This is a genomic window from Streptomyces sp. NPDC006134 (assembly GCF_040628835.1).
Taxonomy (GTDB): Bacteria; Actinomycetota; Actinomycetes; order Streptomycetales; family Streptomycetaceae; genus Streptomyces.
Genome location: NZ_JBEXTV010000050.1, coordinates 24,712 through 43,410, shown reverse-complemented (window position 1 = coordinate 43,410; position 18,699 = coordinate 24,712). Strand labels below are relative to the sequence as shown.

Below are 18,699 nucleotides of genomic sequence, written 5' to 3'. Positions count from 1 at the left end.
CTTTCACGCGGACGGCTTTTCGCCGGTGCCGTCGCGCCCGCGGACCGCCGCAAGGCCGCGATCACCGCAGTCGTACCGCCCGGGCGTCCGCTGGAGCGCCCACCGCGGTGTCCGCTGGGGCGCCCACCGGGGTGTCCGCTGGGGCGCCCACCGGGGTGTCCGCTGGGGCGCCCACCGGGGTGTCTGCTGGGGGCACCTGCGCACCGGACCGTCTCGGGCACCGGGAACGTCCCCCTCGGGCCGTACGATCCGGCGCCTTGCCCAGGTGTCTGGCCGGCCAGAGCCGCTGACGCTCGTCCCCCTCGGAGCGATTCCCGCGGCTCGTATCCTGGGACGGCATTCCGGTTTCGTTCCCGCACCGGCGCCGTGTGCCGGTGCGCGCGGCGGCGTGAGAGAGGTCGTACACGTGGGGCAGAGCCCGAGTCCGCAGATCCCGGTCGTCGTCCTCGCCGGTTTCCTCGGCTCCGGGAAGACGACCCTCCTGAACCATCTCCTCCACCGCAGCGGAGGCAGCCGCATCGGCGCCCTCGTCAACGACTTCGGGGCGATCGAGATCGACGCGATGGCGGTGGCGGGGGCGCTCGGCGACTCCACCGTCTCCCTCGGCAACGGGTGCCTGTGCTGCGCCGTCGACGCCGGCGAGCTGGATCTCTACCTGGAGCGCCTGGCCGCGCCCGCCGCCGGCATCGACGTCATCGTCATCGAGGCCAGCGGTCTCGCCGAGCCTCAGGAGCTGGTGCGCATGGTCCTCGCCAGCGAGCACCCCCGGGTCGTCTACGGCGGGCTCGTCGAGGTCGTCGACGCCGCCGAGTTCGACGAGACCCGCGTGAGGCATCCCGAGATCGACCGGCATATCGCCCTCGCCGACCTGGTCGTGGTCAACAAGCTCGACCGGGCGGCGGACGGCGACCGGGTGCTCGGCCTGGTCCGTTCCCTCACCGACCGCGCCGCCGTCGTCCCGGCCACCTACGGCCGGATCGACCCCGAGTTCCTCTTCGACTGCAAGCCGAGCGAGGAGCGCATCGGGCAGCTCTCGTTCGACGACCTCCACGACCACTCCGGGGAGGGGGACGAGGAGCACGCCGGCCACCTGCACACCGGCTACGACAGCCTGTCCTTCGTCTCCGACGCCCCGCTCGACCCGCGCCGGCTGATGGCCTTCCTCGACAGCCGGCCCGAGGGGCTGTACCGGATCAAGGGGTACGTCGACTTCGGCCCGTACGACGTCCGCAACCGGTACGCCGTCCACGCCGTCGGACGCTTCCTGCGCTTCTATCCGGAGCCCTGGGCCCCGGGCGAGGCGCGCCGCACCCAGCTGGTGCTCATCGGCTCCGGTATCGACGCCTCCGCTCTCGGCGGGGAACTGGAGGCGTGCAAGAGCGACGCCCCGCACGCCGACGAGCACGGCATGTGGGGCGTCCTGCGGTACGTCCAGGACCCGGATGATCCGGACCCGGACGGTCCGGACTCGTACGGTCTGGACCCGGACGGTCCGGACTCGTACGGTCTGGACCCGGACGGACCGCACCCGGACGATCCGGCTCCGGGTGCGGCCCCGGAACCGGTCGCGAGCCTGGAGAGCCCGGCGCTCTAGACGGCCCCGGGCTCCGGCGCAGACGCCCCGGGCGCCGGCGCTCTAGACGACCGGCCCCGCCACCACCGCGACCGTCTTCGGCAGGGACACGCCGGACCCGTCGCGGCGCGGGTCGATCTCCGGGAGTTCGGCGGGCGAGCCGTTCTTCTGGGCGGCGCGGGCCGGGGCGGTGCCCGCCCAGGCCAGGGACAGGCAGTCCTCACCCTTCAGGAACCGCTGGCAGCGCACACCACCGGTGGCGCGGCCCTTGCGCGGGAACTGGTCGAACGGGGTCAGCTTGGCCGTGGTCTGCACGGAGTCGTCCAGCGTGCCGCGCGAGCCCGCGGCCGTGAAGACGACCGCGTCCGCCGCCGGGTCGATCACCGTGAACGAGATGACCTTCGCGCCCTCGGCGAGCTTGATGCCCGCCACACCACCCGCCGGCCGGCCCTGCGGACGCACCTGGGCGGCCTGGAAGCGCAGCAGCTGGGCGTCGTCGGTGATGAAGACCAGGTCCTCCTCGCCGGTGCGCAGCTCGGCCGCGCCGACGATCCGATCGCCCTCCTTGAGGGTGATGACCTCCAGCTCCTCCTTGTTGGCCGGGTAGTCGGGCACCACCCGCTTGACGACGCCCTGCTCCGTGCCGAGCGCCAGGCCGGGGGAGGACTCGTCGAGCGTGGTGAGGCAGACCACCGTCTCGTCGTCCTCCAGGGAGACGAACTCCGCGAGCGGCGCACCGCCCGACAGGTTCGGCGCCGCCGCCGTCTCCGGGAGCTGGGGGAGGTCGACGACGTTCAGGCGCAGCAGGCGGCCCGCCGACGTGACCACGCCGACCTCGCCGCGCGCCGTGGCCGGCACCGCCGAGACGATCACGTCGTGCTTGACGCGCCTGCCGCCGGCGTCCGCGGGGAACGGCTCGGCGTTCACCGTGCGGGCCAGCAGCCCCGTCGAGGACAGCAGCACCCGGCACGGGTCGTCCGCCACCTGGAGCGGCACGGCGGCCGGGGCGCCCGCCGACTCCAGCAGCACCGTACGGCGGTCGGTGCCGAACTTCTTGGCGACCGCGGCCAGTTCGGAGGAGACCAGCTTGCGCAGCTCCGCGTCCGACTCCAGGATCCGGGTCAGCTCCTCGATCTCGGCGTTGAGCCGGTCCTGCTCGGCCTCCAGCTCGATGCGGTCGTACTTGGTCAGCCGGCGCAGCGGCGTGTCGAGGATGTACTGGGTCTGGATCTCGCTCAGCGCGAAGCGCTCGATCAGGCGCTGCTTGGCCTGCGCGGAGTTCTCGCTGGAGCGGATGAGGCGGATGACCTCGTCGATGTCGACCAGCGCGGTGAGCAGGCCCTCGACCAGGTGGAGGCGGTCGCGCCGCTTGCCGCGGCGGAACTCGCTGCGGCGCCGCACGACGTCGAAGCGGTGGTCGAGGTAGACCTCCAGCAGCTCCTTCAGGCCCAGCGTGAGCGGCTGGCCGTCGACCAGGGCGACGTTGTTGATGCCGAAGGACTCCTCCATCGGCGTCAGCTTGTAGAGCTGCTCCAGGACCGCCTCCGGCACGAAACCGTTCTTGATCTCGATGACCAGGCGCAGGCCGTGCTCGCGGTCGGTGAGGTCCTTGACGTCGGCGATGCCCTGGAGCTTCTTCGAGCCGACCAGATCCTTGATCTTGGCGATGACCTTCTCCGGGCCGACCATGAACGGCAGCTCGGTGACGACCAGGCCCTTGCGGCGCGCTGTCACGTTCTCCACGGAGACCGTCGCGCGGATCTTGAAGGTGCCGCGGCCCGACTCGTAGGCGTCCCGGATGCCGGACAGGCCGACGATCCGGCCGCCGGTGGGCAGGTCGGGGCCCGGGACGTGCTTCATCAGCGCGTCGAGATCGGCGTTCGGGTGCCGGATCAGGTGCCGGGCGGCGGCGATCACCTCGCGCAGGTTGTGCGGCGGCATGTTGGTGGCCATGCCGACGGCGATGCCCGAGGCGCCGTTGACCAGCAGGTTCGGGAAGGCGGCGGGCAGGGCCACCGGCTCCTGCTCCTGGCCGTCGTAGTTGGGGGCGAAGTCGACGGTGTCCTCGTCGATGGACTCCGTCATCAGGCTCGTCGCCTCGGCCATCCGGCACTCGGTGTACCGCATGGCGGCCGGCGGGTCGTCGTTGCCCAGCGAGCCGAAGTTGCCGTGGCCGTCGACGAGCGGCACGCGCATGGAGAAGGGCTGGGCCATGCGCACCAGGGCGTCGTAGATCGACGCGTCGCCGTGCGGGTGCAGCTTGCCCATGACCTCGCCGACGACGCGGGCGCACTTCACGTAGCCGCGGTCGGGGCGCAGCCCCATCTCGTTCATCTGGTAGACGATGCGGCGGTGCACCGGCTTCAGGCCGTCGCGCGCGTCCGGCAGGGCACGGGAGTAGATCACCGAGTACGCGTACTCGAGGAAGGAGCCCTGCATCTCGTCGACGACGTCGATGTCGAGGATCTTCTCCTCGTACGAGTCGTCGGGCGGCGGGGTCTTCGTACTGCGGCGGGCCATCGCTGCCGGCTCCTTGCTGAAGCGTGGACGGGGATCTGACGCGGACCATTGTGGACCGAGGCACTGACAAGGGCCGACGAGGACCCGTCATGGGCTGCCCGGCCCGGTGCTGCCCGCAGGGTACGCCCTCGCCCCCGGCGGCCTCGCAACACGATCACCTTCATGCCGGGGCGGCGGGTCCCGGCGTATGCCCTCGCCCCCGGCGGCCCCGCGACCCCGTGCTCGCTCTCGGCGTACGGCGCCCGGGAACTCCACCGCCGGTCCGCACGCTTGCATACAGTGGCAGGACCGGCAGAAAGACTGCGGTTCACCCGATGATTCCGCGATCGAAGGGACGTACATGCCCATGGGTCACACGGCCACAGCCCAGGCAGGCTCCGGCGGCCTGACAGCGACCGAGCACCGCCTGGCCAACGGCCTGCGCGTGGTGCTCTCCGAGGACCACCTGACCCCGGTCGCCGCGGTGTGCCTCTGGTACGACGTCGGCTCGCGCCACGAAGTCAAGGGGCGCACCGGCCTGGCTCACCTTTTCGAGCACCTCATGTTCCAGGGCTCGGCCCAGGTCAAGGGCAACGGTCACTTCGAGCTGGTGCAGGGCGCCGGCGGTTCGCTCAACGGCACCACCAGCTTCGAGCGGACCAACTACTTCGAGACCATGCCCGCCCACCAGCTGGAGCTCGCCCTCTGGCTGGAGGCCGACCGCATGGGCTCCCTGCTGACCGCCCTCGACGACGAGTCGATGGAGAACCAGCGGGACGTCGTCAAGAACGAGCGCCGCCAGCGCTACGACAACGTGCCCTACGGCACCGCCTTCGAGAAGCTGACCGCCCTCGCCTACCCGGAGGGCCACCCCTACCACCACACGCCGATCGGCTCGATGGCCGACCTGGACGCGGCGACCCTGGAGGACGCGCGGGAGTTCTTCCGCACCTACTACGCGCCCAACAACGCGGTGCTGTCGGTCGTCGGCGACATCGACCCCGAGCAGACGCTCGCCTGGATCGAGAAGTACTTCGGCTCCATCCCGTCCCACGACGGCAAGCCCGCCCCCCGCGACGGCTCGCTGCCCGACATCATCGGCGAGCAGCTGCGCGAGGTCGTCGAGGAGGAGGTCCCGGCCCGCGCGCTGATGGCCGCCTACCGCCTCCCGCAGGACGGCACGCGCGCGTGCGACGCCGCCGACCTGGCCCTCACCGTCCTGGGCGGCGGCGAGTCCTCCCGCCTGTACAACCGGCTCGTCCGCCGGGACCGCACGGCCGTCGCGGCCGGCTTCGGCCTGCTGCGGCTCGCCGGGGCGCCCTCGATGGGCTGGCTGGACGTGAAGACCTCCGGCGACGTCGAGGTGCCGGTCATCGAGGCCGCCATCGACGAGGAGCTCGCCCGGTTCGCCGAGGAGGGCCCGACGGCCGAGGAGATGGAGCGCGCCCAGGCCCAGCTGGAGCGCGAGTGGCTGGACCGGCTCGGCACGGTCGCGGGCCGTGCCGACGAACTGTGCCGGTACGCCGTCCTGTTCGGCGATCCCCAGCTCGCCCTGACCGCCGTGCAGCGGGTGCTGGAGGTGACCGCCGAAGAGGTCCGGCAGGTCGCCGAGGACCGCCTGCGCCCCGACAACCGCGCGGTGCTCGTGTACGAGCCCACCGCCCCCGCCGACACCGGCTCCGACGCCACCGACGAGAACGAGGAGGCGGCCAAGTGACCGAGCTCGCCACGATGGACTTCCACCCGCAGCCGCAGGCCGGCGAGCCCAAGCCGTGGGCGTTCCCCGCCCCGGAGCGCGGGACGCTGGACAACGGCCTGACGGTCCTGCGCTGCCACCGCCCCGGCCAGCAGGTCGTCGCCGTGGAGGTGTCGCTGAACGCACCCCTGGACGCCGAGCCGGCCGGTCTCGACGGCGTCGCCACGATCATGGCGCGGGCCTTCTCCGAGGGCACCGACAAGCACTCCGCCGAGGAGTTCGCCGCCGAGCTGGAGCGCTGCGGCGCCACCCTCGACGCGCACGCCGACCACCCCGGCGTCCGCCTGAGCCTGGAGGTGCCGGCCTCCCGCCTGGCCAAGGCGCTCGGCCTGGTCGCCGACGCCCTCAGGGCGCCCGCCTTCGCCGACAGCGAGGTCGAGCGGCTCGTCCGCAACCGCCTCGACGAGATCCCGCACGAGCTGGCCAACCCCTCCCGCCGGGCCGCCAAGGAGCTCTCCAAGGAGCTGTTCCCGGCCGACTCGCGCATGTCGCGTCCCCGCCAGGGCACGGAGGAGACGGTCGCGGACATCGACTCCGCCGCCGTACGCGCCTTCTACGAGCGCCACGTCCGCCCGGCCACGGCCACCGCCGTGGTCGTCGGCGACCTCACCGGCATCGACCTCGACGCGCTGCTCGGCGACACGCTCGGCGCGTGGACCGGCTCCCCGGCCGAGCCGCGGCCCGTGCCCCCGGTGGTCGCCGACGACACCGGCCGGGTCGTCATCGTGGACCGGCCGGGCGCCGTGCAGACGCAGCTGCTGATCGGCCGCACCGGGCCGGACCGGCACGACCGCGTGTGGCCCGCGCAGGTGCTCGGCACGTACTGCCTCGGCGGCACCCTCACCTCCCGTCTGGACCGCGTCCTGCGCGAGGAGAAGGGCTACACCTACGGCGTGCGGGCGTTCGGCCAGGTCCTCAGGTCCGCGCCGGACGGCACGGGCGCCGCGATGCTCGCCATCAGCGGCTCCGTCGACACCCCGAACACCGGCCCCGCCCTGCAGGACCTGTGGACGGTGCTGCGCACCCTCGCCGCCGAGGGGCTGACCGACGCCGAGCGCGACGTCGCCGTGCAGAACCTGGTCGGCGTGGCGCCGCTGAAGTACGAGACCGCGGCGGCCGTGGCGAGCACGCTGGCCGACCAGGTCGAACAGCACCTCCCCGACGACTACCAGGCCGAGCTGTACCGGCAGCTCGCCGCGACCGGCACCGTGGAGGCCACCGCGGCGGTCGTGAACGCCTTCCCGGTGGACCGCCTGGTGACCGTCCTCGTCGGTGACGCCGCGCAGATCAAGGCGCCCGTCGAGGCCCTCGGCATCGGCGAAGTCACCGTCGTCGCGGCCGAGTAGACCGCCCGTCGGGCGAACCGGCGGCACCACGCGCGCGTGGGGGCCCTGGTGACACGTACGTCACCAGGGCCCCCTTATGCCCGAATTGGGGCGGAGGTTGCCTGTCTGGCCTGTGGGATGCGCAACAAAATCCGTCTTCCGTTTGGGGATTGAAAGCCGCCCCCCTTAGCGTCGTCCAGGCTGTTCGTCAGGCAGTGCGCCGCACCCGCGGCACCGGACAGTCATCGCCGAGTCCCCGTACGGCGCGAGCCAGGGGAGCCGGGGACCCAACCGCAGTCCCTGGGGTGAATCGGACGCCCGCGCGTGCAGCGAGGGGGTCCGTAGGAGACCTTCCTGCTCCGAACCCGTCAGCTAACCCGGTAGGCGAGAGGGAAGGAAAGGACCAGTCTGTCCATGGCGTTCACGCGCGCCACCGGGAAGCACCGTCGTCCCAGCCGGATGCAGCGCACCACCGCCCGCGCGGCGGGTGTCGCGGCGCTCACCACCACCGGTGTCGTCGGCACCGTCGCGGCTCCGGCGTTCGCCGCCGAGCCGGCTCCCGAGCAGACCGGCCTCACCCCGGTCGTCACGATCGGCGACTCCATAGCCGACGAGATAGACGCCCAGGCCGCCGCGCAGGAGCAGGCGGCCGAGGAAGCCGCCCTGCGCAAGATGGCCGAGGAGGCCGCGCGCGAGCGGGCCGCCGAGGCCGCCAAGGAGGCGCAGGCGGCCGCCGAGAAGGCCCGCGAGGCCAAGGACCGCGCCGCCCGCGAGGCCGAGCGCAAGCGCCTGAACACCTTCGTGATGCCGATCGCCGGGTCCTACGTCTCCACCGGTTACCAGGCCGGCAGCTCCCTGTGGTCCTCCGGCAGCCACACCGGCGTCGACTTCCACGCCGCGAGCGGCACCTCCGTCCACGCCGTGGGCGCCGGCACGGTCGTCGCGGCGGGCTGGGGCGGCGCGTACGGCAACCAGGTCGTCCTGAAGATGCACGACGGCACCTACACCCAGTACGGCCACCTGTCCTCCATCGGTGTCGTCGTCGGCCAGACCGTCACGGCGGGCCAGCAGATCGGCCTGTCCGGCGCCACCGGCAACGTCACCGGACCGCACCTGCACTTCGAGGCGCGCACGACGCCCGAGTACGGCTCCGACATCGACCCCGTCGCCTACCTCCGCGCGCACGGCGTGTCCCTCTGACGCCCCGGACGCCCCGCGCGTCCGTACGCCCCGGCCGCTTCCCGGCCGGGGCTTTTCGGCGTTCGAGGCCTCGCCGACCGGCGTTTCGATACCTCACCGCACATTGTTCCAAGGTCTCACCGCCCACCCGCCGGCCAAATCCCCGTTGACCAAAAAATACCCATGGATTACGGAGCGCCGTCGGAATTTCCGGCCCGCTGCCATAGAGTCGATCGCCATGCGTCCATCGTCGGCGTTTCACGGTGATCAAGGCGGAGGTCGGTCATGCGCATTCCGGCGCATTCGGTGTGCACGGCGATCCGGGACGACATCGTCGCCGGTGTCCACCAGCGCGGCAGCCGGCTCACCGAGGAACTCCTCGCCCGCCGCTACGGAGTCTCCCGCGTCCCCGTCCGCGAGGCCCTGCGCACCCTGGAGGCCGAGGGATTCGTGGTGACCCGGCGGCACGCGGGCGCGTGCGTCGCGGAACCCACCGAGCGGGAGGCCGCCGACCTGCTGGAGATCCGCCTGCTGCTGGAGCCGCTCGGCGCCGCCCGGGCCGCCCAGCGCCGCACCGAGGCGCACCTGAAGGTGCTGCGCGGCCTGGTCAGACTGGGTCAGGCGCGTGCCAGGCGGGGCACCGGCGAGGATCTGCGCTCCCTGGACGGGTGGTTCCACGAGACGCTCGTCCAGGCGTCCGGCAGCCCCGCGCTGATCGCGATGCTGACCCAGCTGCGCCACAAGATCGCCTGGCTCTACGCCGTGGAGGCGCCGGCCGGCGCGGTGGAGCTGTGGGCCGGGCACGGCGCGATCGTCGACGCGGTGGCGCGCGGCGACAGCGAGCGGGCACGGGCCCTCATGGCGGCGCACACCGAGCGCTCGACGGCCGCGCACCGGCTGCGCCCGCCCGCCGCGGGCGAGCGGACGGACCCCGTGAGGATCTCGCAACACCGCGTCAACACACCGAGCCTGCCGAATTAACACGGGGGCCGTATACAAAGAAGGGGTATTCGGATGCGGCCTTCTTTCCCACTGCTCTTTTCGCGTGGGCGCCCCTTCGTATGCGCCTGCGACGAAAAAGCGGACGGCCGCGGAGAGAAACACGAACGCCTGTGGCGAGAAAGCGGACGGTCGTGCCGGGGATGCGAATGCTCGCGACGTGAATAGGGATGCTCGCGACGTGAGTACGAATGCTCGCGACGTGAGTACGAATGCTCGCGCCGGGGATGTGAATGCTCGCGGCGGGAACGCGGACGTTCGCGGCGGGAACGCGGACGTTCACGGCGGGAATGCGGGCGTTCACGGCGGGGACGCGGACGTTCACGGCGGGAATGCGGGCGTTCACGGCGGGGACGCGGGCGTTCACGGCGGGGACGCGGACGTTCACGGCGGGAATGCGGGCGGACGCGCGGGAAACGAAAGAGCCGCGCCCCCGGAAAGGGTGACGCGGCTCCGCCGTCAGGTGCACAAGCGGCCGGGGACGGCTCAGACGGTCTCGGGAAGCTCCTCCAGCCCCTCCGCGACCAGCTTCGCCAGGCGGTCCAGGGCGGCATCCGCGCCCTCGGCGTCGGAGGCGAGGACGATCTCCTCGCCGCCCTGCGCGCCCAGGCCGAGGACGGCCAGCATGGAGGCCGCGTTGACGGGGTCGCCGTCGGCCTTGGCGATCGTCACCGGGACGCCTGTGGCCGTGGCGGCTCGGACGAAGATGGAGGCGGGGCGGGCGTGGAGACCCTCGGCCCAGCCGACGTTGACGCGGCGCTCAGCCATGTGATGCTGCCCTTCAGGTGTTCAGGGTTGTCTAGACCAGTTTCCCATATCGTGGAGCATGCCCGGAGCGGCCGCCCGGCCGCCCCCCGGCGGGCGCCGTGCCGCGGCCCCGGCCCGGCCTCCCTCCTCCCACAGCCTGCCCCGCGCCGTTGTCGTACGCGAGCCGTACTCTGGGGCCCATGCAGACCTCGTCGGACCGGCACGAGTATCCCGCCCACTGGGAGGCCGACGTGGTGCTGCGCGACGGCGGCACCGCGCGCGTGCGGCCCATCACCGCCGACGACGCCGAGCGCCTGGTCAGCTTCTACGAGCAGGTCTCGGACGAGTCGAAGTACTACCGCTTCTTCGCGCCCTACCCCCGCCTGTCCGCCAAGGACGTCCACCGTTTCACGCACCACGACTTCGTGGACCGGGTGGGACTCGCGGCCACGGTCGGCGGCGAGTTCATCGCCACCGTGCGCTACGACCGGATCGGCGCCGACGGAGCGCCCGCCTCCGCGCCGGCCGACGAGGCCGAGGTCGCCTTCCTCGTGCAGGACGCCCACCAGGGCCGCGGCGTCGCCTCCGCGCTGCTGGAGCACATCGCCGCCGTCGCCCGCGAACGCGGCATCCGCCGTTTTGCCGCCGAGGTGCTGCCCGCCAACACCAAGATGATCAAGGTGTTCACGGACGCCGGATACACCCAGAAGCGCAGCTTCGAGGACGGCGTCGTCCGCCTGGAGCTCGACCTCGAACCCACCGACCGCTCGCTCGCCGTGCAGTACGCGCGCGAACAGCGCGCCGAGGCCCGCTCGGTGCGGCGGCTGCTCGTGCCCGGCTCCGTCGCCGTCGTCGGCGTCGGCCGCGCCCCCGGCGGCGTCGGCCGCAGCATCCTCGGCAACATCCGCGACGCCGGCTTCACCGGCCGCCTGTACGCCGTGAACAAGGCCCTCCCCGAGGGGTGGAAGGAACTCGACGGGGTGCCCGCCCACCGCTCGGTGCGGGACATCGACGGGCCCGTCGACCTCGCGGTGGTCGCCGTGCCCGCCGAGCAGGTCCCCGAGGCCGTCACCGAGTGCGGAGAGCACGGCGTGCAGGGCCTGGTCGTGGTCTCCGCCGGATACGCCGAGAGCGGCCCCGAGGGACGCGAGCGCCAGCGCGCCCTCGTACGGCACGCGCGCGCGTACGGCATGCGCGTCATCGGGCCCAACGCCTTCGGGGTCGTCAACACCTCCGCCGGGGTGCGGCTCAACGCCTCCCTCGCGCCCGAGCTGCCCCGCCCCGGCCGCATCGGGCTGTTCGCGCAGTCCGGCGCCATCGGCATCGCCCTGCTGTCCCGGCTGCACCGGCGCGGCGGCGGAGTCACCGGCGTCACCGGTGTCTCGACCTTCGTCTCGTCCGGCAACCGGGCCGACGTCTCCGGCAACGACCTGCTCCAGTACTGGTACGACGACCCGGACACCGACGTGGTCCTGATGTACCTGGAGTCCATCGGCAATCCGCGCAAGTTCACGCGCCTGGCCCGGCGCACGGCCGCGGTCAAGCCGGTGGTCGTCGTCCAGGGCGCGCGCCACCGGGCCGCGGCGCCCCAGGGACACGCCGTACGGGCCACCCGGCTGCCCCACGCGACGGTGTCCGCGCTGCTGCGGCAGGCCGGGGTGGTCCGCGTGGACACCATCACCGAGCTGGTCGACGCCGGGCTGCTGCTCGCCCGGCAGCCGCTCCCGGCCGGGCCCCGCGTGGCGATCCTCGGCAACTCCGAGTCCCTGGGCCTGCTGACCTACGACGCGTGCCTCGCCGAGGGGCTGCGGCCGCACCCGCCGCTGGACCTGACGACGGCCGCCTCGGCGCGGGACTTCCACGCGGCGCTCTCCCGCGCGCTGGCGGACGACACCTGCGACGCCGTCGTCGTGACGGCGATACCGGCGGTGGGGGAGGGACCGGCCGGCGACGCGGCACTCGCCGAGGCCCTGCGGTCCGCCGCGGCCCAGGCCCCCGCCAAGCCGGTCCTCGTCGTGCACGTGGAGCTCGGCGGACTGGCGGAGGCCCTGTCGGCGGCGGCGAGCACGGCCCCGCAGACCGCCCCCGGAGCACCGCCCGTCCTCGGCGCGCCGCCTGCCCCTGCCGCGTCTTCCGTCCCCGGCGAGCCGACCGTCCCTGCCACGCCGACCGTCCCCACCGCGTCTTCCGCCCCCAGCGCACCACCCGCCCCCGCCACCCCCTCTGTCCCCGCCACCCCTCCCACCCCCGCGACACCGCCCGGCACCACCGCCCCGGCCCCTCCTGCCGGGCAGCGCCCTGCCGGACAGTCCTCTGCCGGACAACCCCCTGCCGAGCGTCCCTCCGGTGAAGGACCCCCCGTCGACGAGGCCCCCGAGGGAACCCGTCCGATCCCCGCCTACCCCGCCGCCGAACGCGCCGTCCGCGCCCTCGCCGAAGCCGTCCGGTACGCCCAGTGGCGCCGGGACGCCGCCGACCCGGGCAAGGTGCCGGAGTACGAGGACATCGACGAGAAGGGCGCCGCCGGGCTGATCGACCGGCTGCTCTCCCGGGGCCAGGGCCTCACCCTCGGCACGGAGGAGACCTGCGACCTCCTCGGCCGGTACGGCATCCACGTCCGCCGCGCCCTGCCCGCGCCCACCTCCGACGCCGCCGTCGCCGCCGCCCGCGGCATCGGCTACCCCGTGGCCCTCAAGGCCACCGCCCCGCACCTGCGGCACCGCGCCGACCTGGGCGGCGTCCGCCTCGACCTCGCGGACGAGGAACAACTGCGGCGGGCCTACGACGAGTTGACCGGACTGTTCGGCACCCCCCAGGAGCTGCGGCCGGTGGTCCAGGGCATGGCCCCGCGCGGCGTCGACACCGTCGTGCGGGCCGTCATCGACCCGGCGGCCGGAGCGGTGCTCTCCTTCGGGCTCGCCGGGGCCGCCACCCAGCTGCTCGGCGACACCGCGCACCGGCTGATCCCGGTCACCGACCGGGAGGCGGCCTCCCTGGTGCGGTCGGTCCGCACCGCGCCCCTGCTGTTCGGCTGGCGCGGCTCGGCCCCGGCCGACACCCCGGCCCTGGAGGAGCTGCTGCTGCGCGTCTCCCGTCTCGTCGACGACCACCCGGAGGTCGTCGCGGTCACCCTGGAGCCCGTCGTCGTCGCCCCGCGCGGCCTGAGCGTGCTCGGCGCCTCCGTCCGCCTGGCGCCTCCGCCCGCCCGGGACGACCTCGGCCCCCGGACGCTGCCGTCGTACTGACCCAGGCGCTGACCCCCCACGCTGCCCCGCGCTGACCCCCGCCGCCCGTCCCCGGGCGGCCGGACGGCGCCGAGCGGTGCCTCGCAGTCGGTGCGCCCCCGTAGGATGGACGGCATGGCCAAGACCAGTACGACGACCCAGGGGCTGCGTGCGGCGATCGAGCGCAGCGGCTACTACCCGGCCCTCGTGGCCGAGGCGGTGGAGGCCGCCGTGGGCGGCGAGCCCATCCGGTCGTACCTGGTCCATCAGGAGACCACCTTCGACCAGAACGAGGTGCGCCGGCACGTGACCGTGCTGGTCCTCACCGACAACCGCTTCATCGTCAGCCACACCGACGAGCAGGCCGCCGACGACACCTCCCCGACGCCGTACGCCACCACGTCCACGGAGTCCGTCAAGCTCGGCCGGATCTCGTCGATCGTGGTCAGCCGCGTGGTCGCCAACCCCGAGCAGTACAAGCCGGGCCAGCTGCCCCGCGAGATCGTGCTGACCATCGGCTGGGGCGCCGTCTCCCGCATCGACCTGGAGCCGGCCGCCTGCGGCGACCCCAACTGCGAGGCCGACCACGGCTACACGGGCAGCTCGACCGCCGACGACCTCAGCCTGCGCGTCAGCGAGGCCGGCGACGGCCCCGAGACGGTGCGCCAGGCACTGGCCTTCGCCCAGGCCCTCTCCGAGGCGACCGCGGACACCGGCCGCTGATGTCGCACCCGTCTCCCTCCGCCGCCCACGACCGAGGGCGCTCCGTCCCCGCCCCCGCCGGCCCCGCCGCCTGGGACACCGAACCGGAGCCGCTCCCCGTGGCCTCGGCGCCCGTGCCCGAGTACGGCACCGGCTCCCTCGCCGACCTGCTGCCCACGCTCGCCGCGGGCATGGGCGTGCCCGGCCTGACCGCCGCGATCCCGGAGCTGGCCCCCGCCGACCGCGCCTGCGTGTTCCTGATCGACGGCCTCGGCTGGGAGCAGCTGAAGGCGCACCCGCAGGACGCCCCCTTCATGACCTCGCTGCTGCGCACCTCGCGCGGCGGCACGGGACGCCCCCTCACCGCCGGCTACCCGGCGACCACCGCGACCTCCCTCGCCTCCGTCGGCACCGGCCTGCCGCCCGGCGCCCACGGCATGCCCGGCTACACCGTGCGCAACCCCGCGACCGGCGAGCTGATGAACCAGCTGCGCTGGAAACCGTGGACGGACCCGCACGCGTGGCAGCCCCGGCCCACGGTCTTCCGGCTCGCCCACGAGGCGGGCGTGCGCACCGCCCAGGTGTCCTCGCCCACCTTCGCCGACACCCCGCTGACCAAGGTCGCGCTCAGCGGCGGCACCTTCCACGGACGGCTGACCGGCGAGGAGCGCATGGACCTGGCGGCCGAGCAGCTCGCCGCCGGCGACCGCTCCCTGGTCTACACGTACTATGCCGAGGTGGACGGCGCCGGCCACCGCTTCGGCGTCGACTCCGACACCTGGCGCGGCCAGCTCGCCCACGCCGACCGGCTCGTCCAGCGCCTGGCCGAGCAGCTGCCGCCGCGCACCGCGCTCTACGTCACCGCCGACCACGGCATGATCGACGTGCCGTTCGACGAGGAGCACCGGATCGACTTCGACGAGGACTGGGAGCTGCGCGCCGGCGTCGCCCTGCTCGGCGGCGAGGGCCGCGCCCGCCACGTCTACGCCCTCCCCGGCGCCCAGAACGACGTCCTGACCTGCTGGCGCGAGGTCCTCGGCGAGCAGTTCTGGGTGGCCTCGCGGGACGAGGCGATCGCGGCCGGCTGGTTCGGCCCGCACGTCGAGGACCGCGTGTACGACCGCATCGGCGACGTGATCGCCGCCGCCCGCGACGACGTCCTGCTCATCGCCTCCGAGCGGGAGCCGAACGAGTCGACGATGACCGGCAACCACGGCTCGATGACCCCCGCCGAGCAACTGGTCCCCCTGCTCGAAGTACGTACCTGAGAACCCCGGAACCGCGTACGCCCCGTACGACCCCTCCCCCCCCACGCGTGGACGTACCCGACGTCCCGCACGCCCTCCCCTCCGAAAGGTGCTCGTCCCCCCATGCCCGAGCTGGTGTTCTTCTCCGGAACGATGGACTGCGGGAAGTCGACGCTGGCTCTCCAGATCGAGCACAACCGCTCGGCGCGCGGCCTCGTGGGCATGATCTTCACGCGCAACGACCGGGCCGGCGAGGGCAAGCTGTCCTCCCGCCTCGGCCTGGTCACGGACGCGGTCGAGGCGACGGACGGGATGGACCTGTACGCCCATCTCGTCGACCACCTCTCGCACGGCGGCCGCGTGGACTACGTGATCGCCGACGAGGCGCAGTTCCTGGCTCCGGAGCAGATCGACCAGCTCGCTCGCGTGGTCGACGACCTGGAGATCGACGTCTACGCCTTCGGCATCACCACCGACTTCCGCTCCAAGCTGTTCCCCGGCTCCCAGCGCCTGGTGGAACTGGCCGACCGGATCGAGGTGCTCCAGGTCGAGGCCCTGTGCTGGTGCGGAGCGCGTGCCACGCACAACGCCCGGACCATCGGGGGCGTCATGGTCGTCGAGGGCGCCCAGGTGGTCGTCGGCGACGTCAACCAGTCCGCCGACGAGGTCGGCTACGAGGTGCTGTGCCGCCGCCACCACCGCCGCCGCATGACGGCCGCCACGGCCCGCGCGGCGGCGCTGTCACCGGACGTCCTGCCGGTGACCTCCGGCTGACCGCCGACCGATCTCCGTCTGACCGGTGTCCTGACGCGGCCCGTCGACCCGCTTGCTCCTCCGGCCCGGCGCCGTCCGGGCGGAACGGGAGCCGGGGCACCGGAGCGGCAGAGCACTCGTCGACAGCCACGGCCCGCACGGGCGGGGACGGCCGGCCCCGCCCGGCCGGGTCAGCCGATCCGGGCCCCCGCGCCGCCGACCCGGACGCGCGGGTCACCCGCGCGCAGCGTCACCGTGAGCTCGCCGGGGCGGCCCAGGTCCTCGCCCTGGTGCAGGGTGAGGACGGCATCCTCGGGGACCAGGCCGAGCTCACGGGCGTACGCGCCGAACGCGGCGGCCGCGGCGCCGGTCGCCGGGTCCTCGACGACGCCGCCGACGGGGAACGGGTCACGGACGTGGAAGACGGTGGCCGACTCCCGCCACACCAACTGGACCGTGGTCAGGTCCAGGCGGTGCATCAGCGCTTCGAGGCGCGCGAAGTCGTACGCGAGATCCGCGAGGCGGGCGCGTGTCGCCGCCGCGAGAACGAGATGGTGGGCACCGGCGAACGCGATCCGGGGCGGGAAGGCCGGGTCGAGGTCGGCGGCCGGCCAGCCGAGCGCGGCGAGCGCCTCCGCGAGGCCCGCGCCGTCGATCTCCTCGACGTGCGGCTCGACGCTGGTGAGCGTGGCCCTGACCGTCCCGCCCTCCTCGGCCACCTCCACCGGCACGGTACCGGCGCGCGTCGCGAACACCAGCTCCCCGGGGCCGATCCGCTCGGCGAGCGCGACGGCGGCCGCGACGGTGGCGTGCCCGCAGAACGGCACCTCGGCCTTGGGACTGAAGTAACGGATGCTGTACGCCCGCCCCTCCCGGCCGCCCAGGCTCTCCGGGGGCGCGGTCAGGAACGCGGACTCCGAGTACCCGAGACCGGCGGCGACGGCCAGCATGTCGCCGTCGTCCAGGCCGGTGGCGTCCAGCACGACACCGGCGGGGTTTCCGCCGTCGGGGGTGCTGGAGAAGGCGGTGTAGCGCAGTACTTCGGGCCGCGGCGCGTTCGTCGTCATGCCCGCGGCAACACGGGGTGGGGCAGGGCTATTCCGGCCTCGGGGAGCAACCGGGAGGCCGGTGCGCACCCCTTGACGGGACGCGGGTGCCCGCCCGTGAGCGGGGGACCCGCAGGGGCTGCACTGTGGCCCTGGACGGCCGTCACTCACGCGCTCTCATGTGGCGTCGGTCTGCGGGTCGTCGCCCCCGTCGGCCGCCAGTGCGGCGTCACGCAACGGCTTGGCTTTGACCGCCTGTGCCATGAAGGACCGCTGTACCAGACGCTGGGTGAAGTGAGAGCCCTGCCGATCGGCACGAGACCGGCAGGGCTCTCACGGCCGTACGAGGGTCAGACGCGCCGCTCCGGCGAGACCAGCCCGACGAACCCCGCCCACGCCTCACGCGAGACGGTGAGTATGGGTCCGGCGGCGACTTTCGAGTCCCGGACGTGCACGGCTGCCGTACCGTCCGCGACCTCCACGCAGTCGCCGCCCTCGGCCCCGCTGTAGCTGCTCTTGAACCAGGCGAGGCCAGAGGCGACGGTCGAGGACTCAGCATTGTTCATAGCTCTCCCAGCAACCCTTCGATGAACGCCGATGACTCTCGTGGGGTGAGAGCCTGCGATCGGATAATCCCATAGCGGGCGGCGGCGAGGGCCGCTTGATCCGGGTCGGTCTGCAGGGAGCTGGTCCCCTGGGCCTCGGTGTACAGGAACTTCTTGCCGCCCCGCTGTGTGACGACCGTGAACGGCCCGTCCACGCCGGCGCTTTCCTCGCAGCGGAGCGGCATGACCTGAATCTCGACATTGCGCCTCTGCCCGACCAACAGCAGATGCTCCAACTGCCCCCGCAGCACGTCCCTGCCTCCGTAAGGGCGCCGCAGGATCGCCTCGTCGAGCACGAAACTCAACAACGGAGCAGGCCGGCGATCGAAGATGCCCTGCCGGGCCAACCGCGCCGCCACCCGCTGCTCGATCGTCTCCTCGTCCAGCGGAGGACGCCGCATCCCCAGCAGCGCCCTCATGTACTCCTCCGTCTGAAGCAGCCCCTTGACCACCAGGGTGTCGTAGGAGACCAGCTCGATGGCTTCCTTCTCCAAGGCCGCCATCCCCTGGAAGAACACCGGGTACTGAGCCCGCTCCACCTGCTCCTTCCACAGGCACAGCAGCCCGCCCGCCCCCAGTACCTCGTCCGCCCTCTCGATCGTCCGGGGCGTCGGGATTCTCCGCCCCTGCTCGAACGACGCGATCGTGGACGCCGAGTACCCGAGCCGCCTCCCGAACTCCTCGCGCTCCAGCCCCTCCCGCAGCCGCAGCGTCTTCATGGTCTGCCCGAACGCTACGACGACGCTCCGTCCGTCCTCGTCCTCCGGCCGCCGCCCGGCCCCGCCGTCGTTGTCCCACCCGTCCCCGAGACTCACCGCCGCCACTCCCGCTCCGCCGTCGTTCCCGCGCTCCCCGGGAACCGCCTCGTCCCCGGCCGCCGTGCCCCTGTGCTCCGCCATCTCCACCACCGCCTCCCCCGCTCAACGCCGCCGCACGGGACGCCGTAACGGCGCGCGGCGCGTACTCGCGCGGACGTGACGCGTACAACCGCCCCCTGTCGCCGCGTCACCCCTGGTCACACCAGACGGCCATCGAGACCGTGAG

At 73.3% G+C, this 18,699-nt stretch carries 14 protein-coding genes and 1 riboswitch; of the genes, 9 read left to right on the top strand and 5 right to left on the bottom strand.

Annotation, left to right across the window (positions count from 1 at the left end; translation table 11 throughout):
* Positions 1-406 precede the first annotated feature (406 nt).
* Positions 407-1,594 (top strand): GTP-binding protein, encoded by a 1,188-nt coding sequence (locus ABZ340_RS27700; protein ID WP_358784550.1) that lies wholly within the window; start codon positions 407-409, stop codon positions 1,592-1,594.
* Positions 1,595-1,636: 42 nt separating this feature from the next.
* On the opposite strand, the gene ABZ340_RS27695 is transcribed toward ABZ340_RS27700, so the two are convergent.
* Positions 1,637-4,093, bottom strand: a complete 2,457-nt coding sequence (locus tag ABZ340_RS27695) for a DNA topoisomerase IV subunit A (protein ID WP_358784549.1) — start codon at positions 4,091-4,093, stop codon at positions 1,637-1,639.
* Positions 4,094-4,433: 340 nt separating this feature from the next.
* On the opposite strand from ABZ340_RS27695, the gene ABZ340_RS27690 reads away from it, so the two are divergent.
* The 4 genes from ABZ340_RS27690 (at position 4,434) to ABZ340_RS27675 (ending at position 9,313) form a co-directional block, all read left to right on the top strand.
* Positions 4,434-5,789, top strand: a complete 1,356-nt coding sequence (locus ABZ340_RS27690; RefSeq protein WP_358784548.1) for a pitrilysin family protein — start codon at positions 4,434-4,436, stop codon at positions 5,787-5,789.
* Positions 5,786-7,174 carry a pitrilysin family protein gene (locus ABZ340_RS27685; protein WP_358784547.1) on the top strand — a complete coding sequence of 463 codons (1,389 nt, stop codon included), beginning with the start codon at positions 5,786-5,788 and terminating at the stop codon, positions 7,172-7,174. The genes ABZ340_RS27690 and ABZ340_RS27685 overlap by 4 nt, the downstream gene beginning before the upstream one ends.
* 215 nt (positions 7,175-7,389) lie before the next feature.
* Positions 7,390-7,555, top strand: a riboswitch (cyclic di-AMP (ydaO/yuaA leader).
* A 12-nt stretch (positions 7,556-7,567) separates the two neighbouring features.
* Positions 7,568-8,353: a M23 family metallopeptidase gene (locus ABZ340_RS27680; protein WP_358784546.1), complete on the top strand. Its 786-nt coding sequence runs from the start codon at positions 7,568-7,570 to the stop codon at positions 8,351-8,353.
* A 264-nt stretch (positions 8,354-8,617) separates the two neighbouring features.
* Positions 8,618-9,313 (top strand): GntR family transcriptional regulator, encoded by a 696-nt coding sequence (locus ABZ340_RS27675; protein ID WP_358784545.1) that lies wholly within the window; start codon positions 8,618-8,620, stop codon positions 9,311-9,313.
* Between the two features lie 504 nt (positions 9,314-9,817).
* Here ABZ340_RS27675 and ABZ340_RS27670 read toward each other — a convergent pair.
* Positions 9,818-10,099 (bottom strand): HPr family phosphocarrier protein, encoded by a 282-nt coding sequence (locus ABZ340_RS27670; protein ID WP_358784544.1) that lies wholly within the window; start codon positions 10,097-10,099, stop codon positions 9,818-9,820.
* 179 nt (positions 10,100-10,278) lie between these two features.
* On the opposite strand from ABZ340_RS27670, the gene ABZ340_RS27665 reads away from it, so the two are divergent.
* The 4 genes from ABZ340_RS27665 to ABZ340_RS27650 all read left to right on the top strand — a co-directional run bounded on the left by ABZ340_RS27665 (position 10,279) and on the right by ABZ340_RS27650 (position 16,025).
* Positions 10,279-13,323, top strand: coding sequence for a GNAT family N-acetyltransferase (locus tag ABZ340_RS27665; RefSeq protein ID WP_358784543.1), 3,045 nt, complete (start codon positions 10,279-10,281; stop codon positions 13,321-13,323).
* A 105-nt stretch (positions 13,324-13,428) separates the two neighbouring features.
* Positions 13,429-14,025 carry a DUF5998 family protein gene (locus ABZ340_RS27660; protein WP_358784567.1) on the top strand — a complete coding sequence of 199 codons (597 nt, stop codon included), beginning with the start codon at positions 13,429-13,431 and terminating at the stop codon, positions 14,023-14,025.
* A complete protein-coding gene (locus tag ABZ340_RS27655; protein WP_358784542.1) occupies positions 14,025-15,272 on the top strand; it encodes a nucleotide pyrophosphatase/phosphodiesterase family protein in 1,248 nt (415 codons plus the stop codon). The genes ABZ340_RS27660 and ABZ340_RS27655 overlap by 1 nt, the downstream gene beginning before the upstream one ends.
* 102 nt (positions 15,273-15,374) lie before the next feature.
* On the top strand, positions 15,375-16,025 hold the full coding sequence (locus tag ABZ340_RS27650; RefSeq protein ID WP_358784541.1) for a thymidine kinase: 651 nt from the start codon (positions 15,375-15,377) through the stop codon (positions 16,023-16,025).
* 170 nt (positions 16,026-16,195) lie between these two features.
* Here the strand turns inward: ABZ340_RS27650 and ABZ340_RS27645 are convergent, their stop codons facing one another.
* The 3 genes from ABZ340_RS27645 to ABZ340_RS27635 all read right to left on the bottom strand — a co-directional run bounded on the left by ABZ340_RS27645 (position 16,196) and on the right by ABZ340_RS27635 (position 18,554).
* Positions 16,196-17,071, bottom strand: coding sequence for a PhzF family phenazine biosynthesis isomerase (locus ABZ340_RS27645; RefSeq protein ID WP_358784540.1), 876 nt, complete (start codon positions 17,069-17,071; stop codon positions 16,196-16,198).
* Positions 17,072-17,400: 329 nt separating this feature from the next.
* The gene (locus ABZ340_RS27640) at positions 17,401-17,616 is read right to left on the bottom strand and encodes a DUF397 domain-containing protein (RefSeq protein ID WP_358784539.1); all 216 of its coding nucleotides are present in this window, start codon (positions 17,614-17,616) and stop codon (positions 17,401-17,403) included.
* A complete protein-coding gene (locus tag ABZ340_RS27635) occupies positions 17,613-18,554 on the bottom strand; it encodes a helix-turn-helix transcriptional regulator (RefSeq protein WP_358784566.1) in 942 nt (313 codons plus the stop codon). Before ABZ340_RS27635 ends, ABZ340_RS27640 begins: the two co-directional genes overlap by 4 nt.
* Positions 18,555-18,699: the final 145 nt, after the last annotated feature.

What these genes read in the sequence shown, in the direction of transcription:
- ABZ340_RS27695 (WP_358784549.1), bottom strand. Translation starts at nt 4,093, where the DNA reads ATGGCCCGCCGCAGTACGAAGACCCCGCCGCCCGACGACTCGTACGAG.
- ABZ340_RS27690 (WP_358784548.1), top strand. Translation starts at nt 4,434, where the DNA reads ATGCCCATGGGTCACACGGCCACAGCCCAGGCAGGCTCCGGCGGCCTG.
- ABZ340_RS27680 (WP_358784546.1), top strand. Translation starts at nt 7,568, where the DNA reads ATGGCGTTCACGCGCGCCACCGGGAAGCACCGTCGTCCCAGCCGGATG.
- ABZ340_RS27675 (WP_358784545.1), top strand. Translation starts at nt 8,618, where the DNA reads ATGCGCATTCCGGCGCATTCGGTGTGCACGGCGATCCGGGACGACATC.
- ABZ340_RS27670 (WP_358784544.1), bottom strand. Translation starts at nt 10,099, where the DNA reads ATGGCTGAGCGCCGCGTCAACGTCGGCTGGGCCGAGGGTCTCCACGCC.
- ABZ340_RS27665 (WP_358784543.1), top strand. Translation starts at nt 10,279, where the DNA reads ATGCAGACCTCGTCGGACCGGCACGAGTATCCCGCCCACTGGGAGGCC.
- ABZ340_RS27660 (WP_358784567.1), top strand. Translation starts at nt 13,429, where the DNA reads ATGGACGGCATGGCCAAGACCAGTACGACGACCCAGGGGCTGCGTGCG.
- ABZ340_RS27655 (WP_358784542.1), top strand. Translation starts at nt 14,025, where the DNA reads ATGTCGCACCCGTCTCCCTCCGCCGCCCACGACCGAGGGCGCTCCGTC.
- ABZ340_RS27650 (WP_358784541.1), top strand. Translation starts at nt 15,375, where the DNA reads ATGCCCGAGCTGGTGTTCTTCTCCGGAACGATGGACTGCGGGAAGTCG.
- ABZ340_RS27645 (WP_358784540.1), bottom strand. Translation starts at nt 17,071, where the DNA reads ATGACGACGAACGCGCCGCGGCCCGAAGTACTGCGCTACACCGCCTTC.
- ABZ340_RS27640 (WP_358784539.1), bottom strand. Translation starts at nt 17,616, where the DNA reads ATGAACAATGCTGAGTCCTCGACCGTCGCCTCTGGCCTCGCCTGGTTC.
- ABZ340_RS27635 (WP_358784566.1), bottom strand. Translation starts at nt 18,554, where the DNA reads ATGGCGGAGCACAGGGGCACGGCGGCCGGGGACGAGGCGGTTCCCGGG.